Consider the following 15,376-nt stretch of genomic DNA (forward strand, 5'->3'; position numbering starts at 1 on the left):
CTCCTAAACCCCTTATATACCATACATTTATACAACATCTTCTCAAATTTCAGGGAATTATAAAACATGAAAATTTATAGCGGTATCATGTCCCTTTCTATCTAAAGAGATGAATCACTCCTAGCGGTATCACGTTCCTTTTATAAATACCAAATTTCATATAAATCCCTTTAATATCAATGTTTATTGATGATTTTCATATGAATTATAATAAATAGAAATATGAAAATCCACAGCCCTATGATGTCCCTTATATTTTTTGAAAATAAGCTTCCAACCCCATTAGAACAACGTTTATTAGGATTTTACAACTCATTTTCTTATTTATTCGGAACATGAAAATCCATAGTGATATCATGTCCATAAAAAAAATAGGACAAAACCCGAAACCCCTTGATATGAAAGGGATTAACGTATATTTCATTTTTTCATGTTGGCTCTTAAAGGGGCCCATTTCATCAAATTTTGATTTGCTATAATTAAAATCGGTATATTTTATATTGTGCGGATATGTATATTTTAATTTGTATAGGAGGTGAAAAAGATGAGCAAATCATTTGTTATTCGTAATCAACGTAGTCTAGATGGACAATCTACTAATGCGGTTATAGTTACATTAAAATCTTGGCAAGCACTTGTTGATGCATTGGAAGGAAAATACTATAGCTATAAAGATACATACCTTGAAGATATTATTAATCAAATGTCGTATGAAGAACGTATTGCGGATATCGATGGATTTGTTGCACAAGCAAAGCCATCTTTTTCACGTCATACTATTTCAAAGACAATGGGAAGAAAACATAAATTGTACGGTATTACAAATGCAGATCTTGAAGTATTTCTTTACCTACATAAAAAATGCTATACGAATGGTATTATTCCAAACGTAACAGTACATATGCTTTGGGAAGACTATAAGCAATACAAAGAAGAATTGGCATGTATACAGCATTCTCAATTCTATATTGCATTAAAAAAATTAAGCCTACATAACATTATTACGATTGAAAATGAATTAGATAGTCGATACACCATTAAAATAACTCATTTTATGAATGAAGAAACAGAAAAAGCAAATCCTTATGTTTACATTAGTCCTGTAGTCTTTACAAAAGCTTTCTTTGAACTTTCAGTAGCATCTAAGAAGCTATTCTTAGATATTGCTATGCAACAGCATAGAGAAACTACATTAAAACGTTCTTTAGACAAACAGGATGAAAGAGGTAATAAGACTCACTTTGGTGGGATGTACCGCTTTCTACATAAGAAGTATCCACATCAAATTCGTGCAGTTATGAAAGAACTAACTACTGTATTCCCTTGTACAGGAACTCCACTATTCAAAATCTGTAAACTACAAAAAGGGATTCAAAACAAGAAAAAATACACGACTTTATTTTTATCTATTCATTCAGACTTCTTATGTGGAAAAGAATCAGGCGAACTACAGTATCGTGATCCTTTTACTCCAAAGGTTACGTATGCCCGTAAAGCCCGATTTATTGAATCTACACTACAAGAAATGCATATTGGGGAATTTACACGAGACATGAATAAATTTATTCATGTACTTAAAAATACCTGTCATCGACAAATTCGTAGTGTAATACATAGTTTGCGTGACATGATTGATCGCACTGAAAAATATCCAAGTAAGTTAGTATATACACTGAAAAAATTACTGAATCAAACATCACAGTATCATATTCTTGATACCGCAGCTAAAGAAGGCATTTATCCTCTTATTACACAGCACGTACCAGCAAAACAAAAAGAGCAAGCTATATTTGATTTCGGATTGCATTTCTCTATGTACTCTCGCCGAAGCATCAAAAAGCTGTTCCGTAAAACATTTGAGTTATTAAAGAACAAATTTGCCGTACCTGTTACAGAGGAATCTTACCATCGTAATTATCTAAGATATCAAGAAGAAACATTATTTAGAAAATACGCTTATGAACAAGGTGCAAATCTAAATGCTTATATGGCTTTAGAAATAGAAATGCGTGAACTTCTAAAAATAAAAGGACATAAAGAACGCTTTATTCCTAGTGATGTACGTGAATTGTTCATTGAAAAGATAGATAAATTACCAAAAGAAAAGCTAAGGGTAATTGAAGTACCTGATAGCATAAATTTAATTACCTTTATACGTGCCTTGGAACAGCTGATACGTGCTGGAATTCAAGTAAAATCAACTGAACAGGTATTAAAAGTAATGGAAGAAATGTAATCATTTTCAGCTCTCTATATTTGAAAAAAATCAAAGTAGAGGGCTATTCGTGTTGGCTCTATCATTCAAAGTCTTTCTATTAGATCCATTTATATACTTTTCTAAAAGATTCTATTGAAAATAGAATCTTTTTTTATGCACTTCTATACAATAAAAGTTATTCATCATTGTTAATTTCCACAATAGTAACTTGAAAAGGCATCCAATACCTATATAAATAGAGATTTTACTCTACATAAAATCATAAGAAAAATTAAATTTTTAGTAGATATGTTTATAAAAAGTATCATTTGTGAATAAAAATATCATACTATTGTTGCTATATAAGGGTTCTATAAGTAAATCTACTAAAATTCATCAAGTTTTATGTGATTAAATATGAATAACTGAATTAAGTGGATTAAATAATGATCATTGTGTATAGATTGTGTACAAATGACTACAAATTGGGGACAAATATCGAGAATGTCTTCTTATTTACGAATGAATAAATATACTCTTTACTGAATTATTTTTCTTCATTTTTTATGTAGGTATAGTGGTATTATTTTATGATTTTATGTAGAAAGGATGATACAACAAAGTCTATTTTCACACTCCCATTACATACCATTTATGATTTTTTACAGTAGGGCATGTTAAAAACATTGTCATAGCAGGCTTTATTCTATATTTTATGAACCTATAATAGTTTTATCTTTATATTTTTAATATATATAAGATATATATTTATATAAGATTTTAAGAAAAGGGGAAATATTTTAGAGAGGATGGGGACAAACAAAATATATTTAAATAAAAAAATAATTTATATTATATATACTAATGTTTTCAAAATTTATTAATAAAAAGTTCTAACTACTATACACATAAAATACTACTAGATAAATTACATATAAGTGTTAAATGTCTTCTTTAGTAGAGTTATCACAACAAAGAGATTTACATACTATAACAAATTAATAGTCCTTTACAAGAAGATGAATTACTGTTGCTTTAGGAAATTAATAGTTATAAACTTATAGGCAAAGTCGAGATCCTCGCTATAAGTTTGTAAAAATAGAGTATAAATTTATTATACTTTATTAAATTTTTTATACATGAATAGGAGTGATATTTATGCAACTAAAAAATGTAACACCTATGGGATTAAATGATGATGTATTCAAAACAATTATTAATAAAACTGAAAATACATTTCCATCATTTTTTTTCATTAATCCGTCAGGTAATGTTGTCATACCAAAATATTTGAACAAGGATATTTGTATGTATGCAGTTTTCGGTGAAACAATGGTTATAATTGATAATGAAATTGAGATATTAAGGCATCAACAAATATTGTATTTTAATGCTGAGGTGTACATTGAATTGAGAAATAATACAACTGAGAATGTAATTGTATATATTGATGGTGTAAATAAGTAATTATTGATTAGAATTATTATAAATATTTGTGAAATACTTCACAAAAAATACACAATAAAAAATAGTCATTTCATGTATAGTAGGAGTAGTTGAAAATTTCATATTATTATTTGTGAAATACTTCACATGTTTTAAACTTTTACTTAATAGGCAAGATGAAAACAATAAGTTCCAACATTTTAAATCTATTTTTATAGTGATCTGGAGGCTTTAATATGACAAACAAGACAGATGAAAAAGAAGTACAAGCAATGGTCAACGTAGTAATTAAAGATGAAAATGATGTACAAGAAGTTGTTAATACTTTAGTTGAAAATGGAAAAGAAGCACTAAAAGCACTGGAATCTTATACGCAAGAGCAAGTAGATCATATTGTTCATGAAATGGCACTATCTGGATTAGATCAACATATGCCATTAGCAAAAATGGCGGTTGAGGAAACTGGTCGAGGTGTGTATGAGGATAAATGTACAAAGAACATATTTGCGACTGAATATATTTGGCATAGCATAAAAAAAGATAAGACTGTAGGAATTATTCATGAAGATCCACATGAAGAAGTCATCGAAATTGCCGAACCAGTAGGTGTAGTTGCTGGTGTGACACCAGTAACGAATCCTACTTCAACAACTATGTTTAAAGCAATTATTGCAATGAAAACACGAAATCCAATTATTTTCGCTTTTCATCCATCTGCTCAGCAATGCTCTGTTGCAGCGGCTAAAATTTTAAGAGATGCTGCAATTAAGGCAGGGGCACCGGAGAATTGCATTCAATGGATCGAAAAACCTTCTGTTGAGGCAACAAAAAGATTAATGAACCATGAGGGGGTTGCACTTGTTCTTGCAACCGGGGGTGCTGGAATGGTGAAATCAGCATATTCTACAGGGAAACCGGCCTTAGGGGTAGGACCTGGGAATGTACCTTGTTATTTAGAGAAATCAGCACATGTAAAACGAGCTGTAAATGATTTAATTTTATCAAAAACATTTGATAATGGTATGATTTGTGCTTCTGAACAAGCAATCATTGTAGATAAAGAAATCTATAATAGTGTAAAAAAAGAAATGCAAGACAACAATTGTTATTTTGTTACCGAAGAAGAGAGAATAAAACTAGAGAAGCTTGTTATTAATGAAAATACATGTGCAGTAAATAGTGATATCGTTGGGAAATCAGCACATTATATTGCATCATTAGTAGGCATTAAGGTACCAGAAGATACAAAAATACTTGTAGCTGAAATTAAGGGAGTGGGTACAGAATATCCACTATCACGTGAAAAATTGAGCCCAGTATTAGCTTGTATCAAAGCAAATTCACAAGAAGAAGGATTTAAATACTGTGAAGAAATGTTAAATTTAGGTGGCTTAGGGCATTCAGCGGTTATTCATTCTACAAATAAAGAAGTACAAAAACAATTTGGTTTAAGAATGAAAGCTTGTCGCCTTATTGTAAATTCACCATCAGCACAAGGTGGGATTGGTGATATATATAACGCATTTATTCCATCTTTAACATTAGGTTGTGGATCATACGGTAAAAATTCTGTTTCTCAAAACGTAACAGCTACACATTTAATAAATGTAAAGCGTTTGGCGAATAGAAAAAATAATATGCAATGGTTCAAATTACCACCTAAGGTTTTTTTTGAAAAACATGCGACACAATATTTAGCTAAGATGCCAAACATTTCACGAGCATTCATTGTAACGGATCCAGGAATGGTAGAACTGGGATATGTGGACACAGTTACACATTACTTACAACAGCATTTAAATGATGTAAAAGTAGGTGTTTTCTCAGAGGTAGAACCAGATCCATCAGATGAAACAGTATTCAAGGGTGCTGAGATGATGAGAAGCTTCAAACCTGATGTAATTATTGCATTGGGCGGAGGTTCAGCAATGGATGCAGCAAAAGGAATGTGGCTATTTTATGAATATCCAGAAACAAAATTCTTTGGAATCAAACAAAAGTTTTTAGATATTAGAAAACGTACATGTAAATTTCCAACACTAGGGCAAAAAGCACAATTTGTTGCGATTCCAACAACATCAGGAACAGGGTCAGAAGTGACACCATTCGCGGTTATTACAGATAAAAAAAACAATATAAAATATCCACTTGCTGATTATGAATTAACACCAGATGTAGCGATTATTGATCCACAGTTTGTAATGACAGTGCCACCTCATGTAACAGCAGACACTGGAATGGATGTGTTAACACATGCAATTGAAGCATACGTGTCTATTATGGCAAATGACTATACAGATGGATTGGCTTTAAAAGCCATTGATCTAGTATTTAAATATTTACCGAGAGCATATAAAAATGGAAATGATGAAGAAGCACGTGAGAAAATGCATAATGCTTCTGCAATTGCAGGTATGGCTTTTGCAAATGCATTTCTTGGTATTAATCATAGTTTGGCGCATAAGCTTGGACCAGAATTTCACATTCCACATGGACGCGCTAACGCAATCTTAATGCCGCATGTAATTCGCTATAATGCTATTAAGCCGAGAAAACATGCATTGTTCCCAAAATATGAGCATTTTGTGGCAGATGAACGTTATGCATATATTGCAAGAACATTGGGGCTGCCAGCAAGTACAGTGGAAGAAGGGGTAGAATCTCTTGTGCAAGCAATTATCAGCCTTGGAAAAAAATTGAATATTAATATGAGTATTGCAGGACAAGGAGTAAAACAAGAAGCATTTGAAAATGTTGTGGATGTCTTATCAGAAAGAGCATTTGAAGATCAATGTACACCAGCAAATCCGAAACTTCCATTGATTTCAGAATTAAAAGAAGTATATAAACAAGCATATAAAGGTGTGTAATAAGTTAAGTAGGTATAACTTTTTAAGTTCATAGATTTTGTATTTGATATTTGTAAATGTATTGTATATGGGTGTTAAGGGGAAATATATATTATAAATAGCTGTGTTTTAAATAGAACATCTAACAAAAATGCTGCCTAGATGACCTGTATGTAGGTGAGACGGGAGTGTACAAAAACTATGTCTAACTATAAGAAATTAAATCAAGTAATTGAAAAAAAGAGGAATTAATATCGCTTGTTAAGCAGTATGGATTCACTCATGAAAAGGTAATTTGTTATAGTAGAGAATTGGATTTATTAATATATGATTTGATGAAATCTAATAGAAACAATAAGTAAATCGAATTTATATAAAAAAGAAATAAAATATAAATATTTAAGATATTTTTAAAATAAAAAGCACTCTCCTATTTATAGGTGAGTGCTTTTTTATCTTAATTTCATCTATTTTGGTGAGGGATTTTTAAATGCTAAAAACTTATGCGTGATAAATCTCACAACATAAATGCACATATAATTTTACAATATAGTATGTAAGTTGATGGGAGGCTTTCTTTTTGATAAATCGTGATTATAATAAAAACCCATTTATTGTAATATGGGAGTTAACAAGAGCATGTGAATTAAAATGTCTACATTGTCGTGCTGAAGCTCAGCATTATCGTGATCCTTTTGAGTTAACATTAGAAGAAGGAAAAAAACTAATTGATGATATATATGAAATGGATAATCCGATGCTGGTTTTTACTGGTGGGGATCCATTAATGCGTTCGGATATATATGATATTGCTGAATACGCGGTGAAGAAAGGTATTCGGGTTTCCATGACACCCAGTGCTACTCCAAAAGTTACTAAAGAAGCGATTAAAAAAGCAAAAGATGTTGGGATTGCTAGATGGGCATTTAGTATAGATGGACCAACAGCTGAAGTACACGATCATTTTAGAGGAACAGAGGGGTCATTTAAATTAACAATGGATGCAATTCATCATTTAAATGAATTAAAAATCCCTATTCAAATTAATACAGTTGTTTCTAATTATAATTTGAGTGTACTTAAAGATATGGCAAATTTAGTAGAAGAATTAGATTGTGTGTTGTGGAGTGTATTTTTCTTAGTCCCAACAGGACGTGGTAAAGAGAAAGATATGATTTCACCAATTCAACATGAAAGAGTGTTCCGCTGGCTATACCAGCTAAGTAGAACTGTTTCTTTTGATATAAAAACCACAGCTGCTCAGCACTATAGACGCGTTGTTCTTCAAGAAAAAATGAAGGGAATTAAAAAGATAGATCAAATTATTCAATATAGAGATGTACTGATGGAAGGGATGACGGAAGGATTTAATGAATTTGGACGCGCTCCAAAAGGAGTAAATGATGGAAATGGAGTTGTATTTATTTCTCATATTGGAGATGTATACCCAAGTGGGCTATTGCCGATTAAAACCGGGAATATTAAATCAACACCGATAGCTGAAATTTATCGAAACTCTCCTGTTTTTCAAAGCCTTCGTAATCCAGACAATTATAAAGGCAAATGCGGTGTTTGTGAGTTTCGATATGTTTGTGGGGGATCTCGTTCTAGGGCATTTGCGATGACGGGGGATTACATGGAAAGCGAACCTTTTTGTGTATATGTTCCAAGAGCATTGCAAAAAAAGTGTAAGAATTGAGCATGTCCCTTTTTATAAATTTTTTTATTGTGTATTTCCAATATTTATGAGTAAATACTTTCTGCTCATAAATATTGGATTAGTGATAACGAATAATCGAAAAAAGCAAGGGAATTATATTTATTTTAGGCGTATAATACGTTGATTTGAGCTTCCGCGAAATGGAAGAGTCAAATCTCTTTTTTCGATTTCAAATCTTCCATCAACTAAAACATCCCCATAATGTAACAGCTCAATCATATCTTTGTTTTGTGAATTCTGTATCTCTTCTAGTGTATAGCCAGTGTAAATCCAAAGATTTTTGTTTAAACTTTTTACAGCTTTTGCAACTTCTTTGACCTCGATAGCTTGAAAAAATGGGTCACCCCCTGAAAATGTTACATCAGTTAGAGGGTTTTTGAAAATTTCTTTTATAATTTCTTTCACACTCATCTCGGTCCCATTATAAAGATTCCATGATTTGGGGTTATGGCAACCTAAACAATGATGCGGACAACCGGCAAAAAACACAACTGTCCGTAACCCTTCACCATCTACTACACTATCATGAATAATATTCATTACCTTCATTTATGTTTCACACGATCTGCTTCTTCACTACGCTTTGCATTGTTCCATTTTGACATGTCCCCCACAAGATATCCAGTAATACGGCGAATTCTTTCAATATGATGGTCTTCTATATTTCCACAGCTGGGGCATTCATTTTCAATAACTCCATTATAGTCACAACATTTACAACGATCCACCGGATGATTAATTGAACCATATCCTACTTCATACTGTGCCATTGCTTGAACAATCTGTTTTAAAGCCATTAGATTATGTGCTGCCGCCCCATCTAGTTCAATATACGTAATATGACCACCGTTGCAAAGAGCATGAAACGGTCCTTCTAAACGTATTTTATTAATTGCTTGAATAGGATAATAAACTGGAATATGAAATGAATTTGTATAGTAATCATGATCGGTTACACCTGTAATAGTTCCAAACTCAGCACGATCCTTTTTGATGAACTTCCCTGATAGTCCCTCGGCAGGAGTTGCAATTAAGGTGAAATTCAAGCAATGCTCTTCTGATGCTTGGTCCATCTTATTTCTCATAAAGGTAACAATTTCTTTTCCAAGTTGCCATGAATCTTTATCTTCCCCATGGTGTTTTCCTGTTAAGGCAACCAAGCATTCCGCGAGTCCAATAAAACCAAGGCTCAATGTTCCTTGCTTTAAAATCTCAGTAACTGAATCTTCTGGTTGTAGTTTTTCTCCATTGCGCCAAATCCCTTGTGAATATAGGAATTGAAAATCTCTTGCTTTTTTTGTGCATTGATAAGAATATCTTTCTAGCAATTGACGAATGCCAAGTTTGATATAATGATTTAAAGATTTGAAAAATCCCTCTTTTGAATCATTTATTAAAGCTAATTTTACTAGATTAATAGATGTAAATGATAAATTTCCTCTGCCAATTGCTGTCTCCTCACCATGAATATTAGACATCACACGAGTACGACACCCCATATAACATACTTCACTTTCTGGGTGCCCATTATAATACGCTGCATTAAATGGCGCATCTAAAAATGAAAAGTTAGGGAACAATCGTTTCGCTGTTGTTTCTAATGCAAGTTCAAATAAATCATAATTTGGATCTTTTTCTTCAAAATTTACGCCTTTTTTTAATTTGAAAATTTGAATGGGGAAAATAGGTGTTTCGCTTTTTCCTAATCCCGCTTGTGTTGCCTGTAGTAATTGTTTAATTAATAGCCTTCCTTCCTTTGATGTGTCCGTTCCGTAATTAATTGAAATAAACGGAACTTGTCCACCACCACGGCTATGCATACTATTGGAATTATGAATAAATGCCTCACATGCTTGATATGTATCGTTTTCTGTTTCTTTCCATGCAAACACTTCGATTTGTTCCTTTGTTAGCGGATAGTCTATTAACTTTTTTTTGTTTTTTTCAAATGTTTTCCTCACATAGGGTGCTAAATCTATATCAAACATGGCAAGAGATTGCCCACCATGCTGCATATTTTGATTAGCTTGAAGAATAATAGACGAGAGTGCTAATGCACTTTTAATATCTTGTGGTTGTCTCATATGGCCATGTCCAGTGTGGAACCCTTTTTTCAGCAATTGTGCTAAAGGGATTTGTGAACACGTGGTTGTTCCTGTTGCATAAAAATCTAAATCGTGTGGGTATAAAATATTTTGATTAATAGCTTTTTTTACTTGTTTAGAAAGCAAATGTTCCCTTACATAAAGTTTTGCGCTCTCTGATGCAAATGTTCCCATCATTCCCATTGGAGATCGACCATCAACATTTGCATTTTCTTGCATTAAGTCTTGATCGTTACTGTTTATAATTTTATCAAAAGTTGTCCATAAAGTATTTTTTTGCTGTTTTACATTGTCTGAGTTGTTCATCAAATTCACTCCTGCTCAATATATAGTATCTAACATCGATAAATGATACTATATACAGTGCGTTTCTGCAATGGTACTAATAAATGAAGTATGTAATCTTTTCTTTTTAGAAGAGACTAAATCTAGAAGTTTATCGTATTACCTTGCTCATAAAAAATGAAAAGATATAGAATGATTCAATTATTTATAGATAAAAATTCTTTTGTTTTAGGTTCAAAGAGTGAGGATATCAATAGAGAGTAAAAACACACTGAACAATGTTTTATTTTATAAAATAAAAGGTATAAAAATAGAATGCAGTGATTTCACTCACAGTATTTTTTAAAAACATAGTTTATCTTATAAGAGAAGAGTGAGTATGAGAAATTCATTATATTTTACTATTTGGGATGCGTATTCCCTAAATTGGTGGAGTATGATTACCAGTGGGGGGATTCTCTCACTGGTAAAGTTTTTTATCTATAAATTTAATGATATATATGCTACTTATTATCATTCTTACGTAACATTTTGATAAAAAATTAAATGTGAGGTGTGGAAGAATGAAGTTAATTATTCCAAAGCAGCATGGAGCTTGGGGAATGCTGCTTATTCCATTTGTTTTAGGTATTTTAACTGGTAAATGGACATGGTATCATATACCTCTTTTTTTAGCGTGGTTTTTTATGTATTTAGCTACATATCCCTTATTAATGTATGTAAAACAGCCGCGAAAGAAGTATTATTTATATTATTTTTTTCTTTACTTTGGTGAGGCTTGTATATGTACAGCTATTGCTCTTAGTTATGAATGGCGTATAGTTTACTTTTCTATTATTATGCTCCCGTTTTTTTGTATAAACATTTATTTTTCTAGCAAAAAAAATGAACGAGCCTTATTAAATGATGTATGTGCAATTCTTTTGTTTTGTATAGGGGGCATTATAAGTTATTACTTCACAATGAAAACAGTCGATAAAAATATATTGATAATAGCGACTATAACATTTTTATATTTTATCATTTTAGCCAAGAAGACTCCTTCCTCAAGGAACGCGAAGTGAGTAGGTGGGAGATGAATTGGCTTCGAACAAGGGATGGCAGAAGGCCATCTTAATTGTTCGACATACATAAAGTGTTACTTCACTATCTATCGAATGTACGTTCGGTATATGATGGTCATATACCGAAATGGAGGTGAATCAAATGATAATTAATAAAGCCTATAAGTTTCGTATCTATCCAAATCAAGCACAAACAATTCTAATTAACAAAACAATAGGTTGTTCTCGCTTTGTATTCAATCATTTCCTATCCCTATGGAATTACGCATACAAAGAGACTGGAAAAGGTTTAACATATGGTACATGCTCTGCCAAACTACCTGCCATGAAGAAAGAGCTTGTTTGGCTAAAAGAAGTGGATAGTATTGCGATTCAGTCGTCTATTCGCAACCTTGCGGATGCTTATACACGCTTTTTCAAAAAACAAAACAGCGCACCGCGCTTTAAATCTAAGAAGAACAACGTACAATCTTATACCACAAAACAAACAAATGAAAACATTGCCGTTGTAGGGAACAAAATAAAGTTGCCGAAACTAGGCCTTGTTCGATTTGCCAAAAGTCGCGAAGTAGAGGGGCGTATTGTAAATGCTACAGTTAGACAGAACCCTTCTGGTAGATATTTTGTGTCACTATTAGTTGAAACAGAAGTACAAGAACTTCCGAAAACACATTCTTATATTGGAATAGATGTAGGACTAAAAGATTTCGCTATTTTGTCAGATGGGACACACTATGAAAATCCGAAGTTTTTCCGATCATTAGAAGATAAGTTGGCGAAAGCACAGCGTGTTCTTTCTAGAAGAATGAAAGGATCTTCTCGCTGGAATAAACAACGAGTAAAGGTAGCTATAATTCATGAATACATATCAAATACTAGAAAAGATTACTTGGACAAAATTTCAACTGAAATCATCAAAAACCACGATGTTATCGGTATAGAGGATTTGCAAGTATCGAATATGTTAAAGAATCATAAGTTAGCAAAAGCAATTAGTGAGGTATCTTGGTCACAATTTCGATCAATGTTGGAATACAAAGCAAAATGGTATGGCAAACAAGTCATTGTCGTATCCAAAACATTTGCTTCCAGCCAATTATGTTCTTGTTGTGGATATCAAAATAAAGACATTAAAAATTTAAACCTACGTGAATGGGACTGTCCTTCTTGCCGTACACACCATGATAGGGATATTAACGCAAGTATCAATCTAAAGAATGAAGCGATAAGGCTTCTAACCGCAAGGACTGCGGGGTTAGCCTAATCAACTAGAAGTTCGATAGAACTCTTTACTTAGGAATCCCTCACTTCTAAACGAAGTGAAAGTGGGGGTAGTTCAATACAACAATAATAGTATTTAAATATTTTATCTTATATTTTTGATTTATGTGAGGGACACACCTTACGTACTACTCCAATGGTAAAGGTGTGTCCTTTAAAATATATAATTGAGCGGTATTGATTCTCGTATAAACTAGGTATTATTATATAATAATTATATAATGATAAATTAGTAATTTACAGTTTATCTCTACTTACAGCTTGTGTTTTTTAAGGAATGATAGTTAGGGCTTGTCTGCCTAATTGAACCCATGCTTCTTCAAAATCCTTCTTATCAATTGTTTTATTTTTTTCCGTATCTAATGGATCATTAATGTATACATATTGATCGGTGTATCCAGTTAATAAAACACTATGTTGACGGTATGTGACCTGTCTCTCACCCATATTTGTTTTCCAATTACGAAATTCATAATCAGGTAGTTTGCGAAAGCTTGCGTTTGTTAAAATCCAAACAGGGTGTTCTTTGTCAATTGCTTTATATAAATCCTCGGGATTACTTCCGGTTAAATCTATAATACAATTCTCTGATATGTATAATTTGGCTAACTCTAAAATCGGTTTAATATGCACACCTAAACCAGGCATATCTATGTCATACATATCTCCAACAAATCCTTCGTCCATATTCCCCATAAATCCATTGTTTTGAAAAGGTACATATTTAATATTTTCAGCTAACTCTAATTTATCAACGGATAGCCCGTTAAAGTTTAAAAGCATTGCTAAACTTGTAACTTCGCATCCACGTTCTAATTCTGGATTTTGTAGAATCAAAGGGACTTCTAAAGGATTATTCTTTTTAGAATATGATTTTTTTTTATCGAGTTTAACAAGTTTATCTATCTCATATGTTGTATTTTTAGCGCTATTATTTTCACCTTTATGGACTAGAGTTATTATACATAATACCGTGCATAAAATAATTAATAGATAAATATTTTTGTGTCGTTGCATTTTAGTATGTCTCCTTAATTAAATTGATACTTTAATTTAGTACGTAATGGGGTTGCAAATGTGTCAATATTAAAGTGTTCTCTTTAATTCGTTTTCAAAGGATTAAAACTCTTCTTAAACAATTATTAAGAAGAGTTTTTTAGATAAAAGTTATAAAGAATTAGTTTTAATTAACTAAGAAATTATGCAAAAAGAGTATTTGTCTATACATTCGTTATATGCTCGGCTAATACAGTAGCTTGTGCGTGGAGGGGGGCTGGAAATCCTAATGTAATCCCATTGTGTTCAGTGCATTCACCAATTGCATAAATTAATTTATCATTTGTTTGCATATACTTATTAACAACTATGCCACGTTTAACATGTAAGCCAGCTTTTTCTGCTAAATGTGTATTAGGTCGCCTACCAATAGGTATTACAATTAAATCATATTTTTTAATAGTGCCATCTTCGAATTGAATCCCCTCTGCGTATTCTGTACCTAGTATTTTAACCGTGTTTTTTTCCATGAGAAATTGAATTCCTTTTGCTTTTAGCTTGTTACATAGTGATGAACAATCCAAGATATCTTGTTTTGCCATTAAGTGTGAACTGAAATGAACTACGTGGACGTCTATTCCAAAATCAAATAATTTTTGTGCAATTTTTAGACCGAGCATGCCATTGCCAATAATAATAGCTTTCTTTGCATGCTTCTTAATATTTAATAGAAATTGGATTTCTTCAGTTGTTCTAAGTTTATTTACTCCAAATAATTGCAGTCCTTTAACGGGAAAAATAAAAGCAGTAGATCCTGTTGCAATGATGAGTTTATCGTAGAAAACAATACGGCGTTTATCTGTAACAATGACCTCGTCCTCACGATCAATTTCTATTACCTTTTCGTTTGTAAAAAGCTTAATATTATGTTGTTTGTACCAATTATATTGCTTTTGTATTCTATTTTTAATATCTAATTGTAATGGAATAGTGTTTATTTGATTGTAGAGAGGATAGAGTTCATCACTGAAAATAGAAATGCTATACATATTAGGATTTTGTATTAAAATCTGTTCAATACAGCGTAAACTAGATATACTATTACCGATTATTACTAAGCGTTTTCGTTTTCTCATATCAATTTCTCCTTTTTGATTGTGAAGTGTTGAGCAATGATGTTCGTTCATATTATAACAATTTTAAAAAGCAGATTGCTTGATATATAGTTTATTTTAAAATATGTCACAAATTATCTTTATTCGGGTAATGAGATACAAAGATGATCCCATTAAACTCATAGGTTAGAGGCAAATTTTAAAAATGTTACTAAGATATTTCAGATGGAAAATGTTGAATATGTTTGCTGATAGTAGTATTTCTTCAATTTTTAAAGAGTAACGCATATAAACACACTGTACCTAAAATTAAAGTTT

Annotated in this window: 9 protein-coding genes and 2 pseudogenes; 7 read left to right on the forward strand and 4 right to left on the reverse strand. The window is 31.9% G+C overall.

What is annotated here, in order from left to right; all coding sequences use genetic code 11:
- Positions 1-544 precede the first annotated feature (544 nt).
- The 5 genes and pseudogenes from ACUN13_RS29195 to ACUN13_RS29215 all read left to right on the forward strand — a co-directional run bounded on the left by ACUN13_RS29195 (position 545) and on the right by ACUN13_RS29215 (position 8,191).
- On the forward strand, positions 545-2,236 hold the full coding sequence (locus ACUN13_RS29195) for a hypothetical protein (protein WP_341723349.1): 1,692 nt from the start codon (positions 545-547) through the stop codon (positions 2,234-2,236).
- A gap of 1,119 nt (positions 2,237-3,355) precedes the next feature.
- The gene (locus ACUN13_RS29200; protein ID WP_001176239.1) at positions 3,356-3,664 is read left to right on the forward strand and encodes a hypothetical protein; all 309 of its coding nucleotides are present in this window, start codon (positions 3,356-3,358) and stop codon (positions 3,662-3,664) included.
- 251 nt (positions 3,665-3,915) lie between these two features.
- Entirely contained in the window at positions 3,916-6,513 is a 2,598-nt protein-coding gene (adhE, locus tag ACUN13_RS29205; protein ID WP_341723415.1) for a bifunctional acetaldehyde-CoA/alcohol dehydrogenase, read from the forward strand.
- Between the two features lie 180 nt (positions 6,514-6,693).
- Positions 6,694-6,854 (forward strand): annotated as a pseudogene (locus tag ACUN13_RS29210) (Spo0E family sporulation regulatory protein-aspartic acid phosphatase).
- A gap of 218 nt (positions 6,855-7,072) precedes the next feature.
- Positions 7,073-8,191 (forward strand): TIGR04053 family radical SAM/SPASM domain-containing protein, encoded by a 1,119-nt coding sequence (locus ACUN13_RS29215; protein WP_341723348.1) that lies wholly within the window; start codon positions 7,073-7,075, stop codon positions 8,189-8,191.
- 120 nt (positions 8,192-8,311) lie between these two features.
- On the opposite strand, the gene nrdG is transcribed toward ACUN13_RS29215, so the two are convergent.
- Positions 8,312-8,761 (reverse strand): anaerobic ribonucleoside-triphosphate reductase activating protein, encoded by a 450-nt coding sequence (gene nrdG, locus ACUN13_RS29220; protein WP_341723347.1) that lies wholly within the window; start codon positions 8,759-8,761, stop codon positions 8,312-8,314.
- The gene (locus ACUN13_RS29225; protein ID WP_341723346.1) at positions 8,758-10,623 is read right to left on the reverse strand and encodes an anaerobic ribonucleoside triphosphate reductase; all 1,866 of its coding nucleotides are present in this window, start codon (positions 10,621-10,623) and stop codon (positions 8,758-8,760) included. Before ACUN13_RS29225 ends, nrdG begins: the two co-directional genes overlap by 4 nt.
- A gap of 542 nt (positions 10,624-11,165) precedes the next feature.
- Between ACUN13_RS29225 and ACUN13_RS29230 the strand changes: the two are divergent.
- Both ACUN13_RS29230 and tnpB read left to right on the forward strand, forming a co-directional pair.
- Positions 11,166-11,654 (forward strand): annotated as a pseudogene (locus ACUN13_RS29230) (YwiC-like family protein); the annotation flags it as partial.
- A 154-nt stretch (positions 11,655-11,808) separates the two neighbouring features.
- Positions 11,809-12,930: an IS200/IS605 family element RNA-guided endonuclease TnpB gene (tnpB, locus tag ACUN13_RS29235; RefSeq protein WP_445424078.1), complete on the forward strand. Its 1,122-nt coding sequence runs from the start codon at positions 11,809-11,811 to the stop codon at positions 12,928-12,930.
- 287 nt (positions 12,931-13,217) lie between these two features.
- Here the strand turns inward: tnpB and ACUN13_RS29240 are convergent, their stop codons facing one another.
- Both ACUN13_RS29240 and ACUN13_RS29245 read right to left on the reverse strand, forming a co-directional pair.
- Complete coding sequence (locus ACUN13_RS29240) at positions 13,218-13,964, reverse strand: C39 family peptidase (protein WP_088346179.1); 747 nt, start codon at positions 13,962-13,964, stop codon at positions 13,218-13,220.
- Between the two features lie 203 nt (positions 13,965-14,167).
- On the reverse strand, positions 14,168-15,079 hold the full coding sequence (locus ACUN13_RS29245) for an FAD-dependent oxidoreductase (protein WP_445424079.1): 912 nt from the start codon (positions 15,077-15,079) through the stop codon (positions 14,168-14,170).
- Positions 15,080-15,376: the final 297 nt, after the last annotated feature.

The organism is Bacillus cereus group sp. Bce041 (assembly GCF_052646455.1).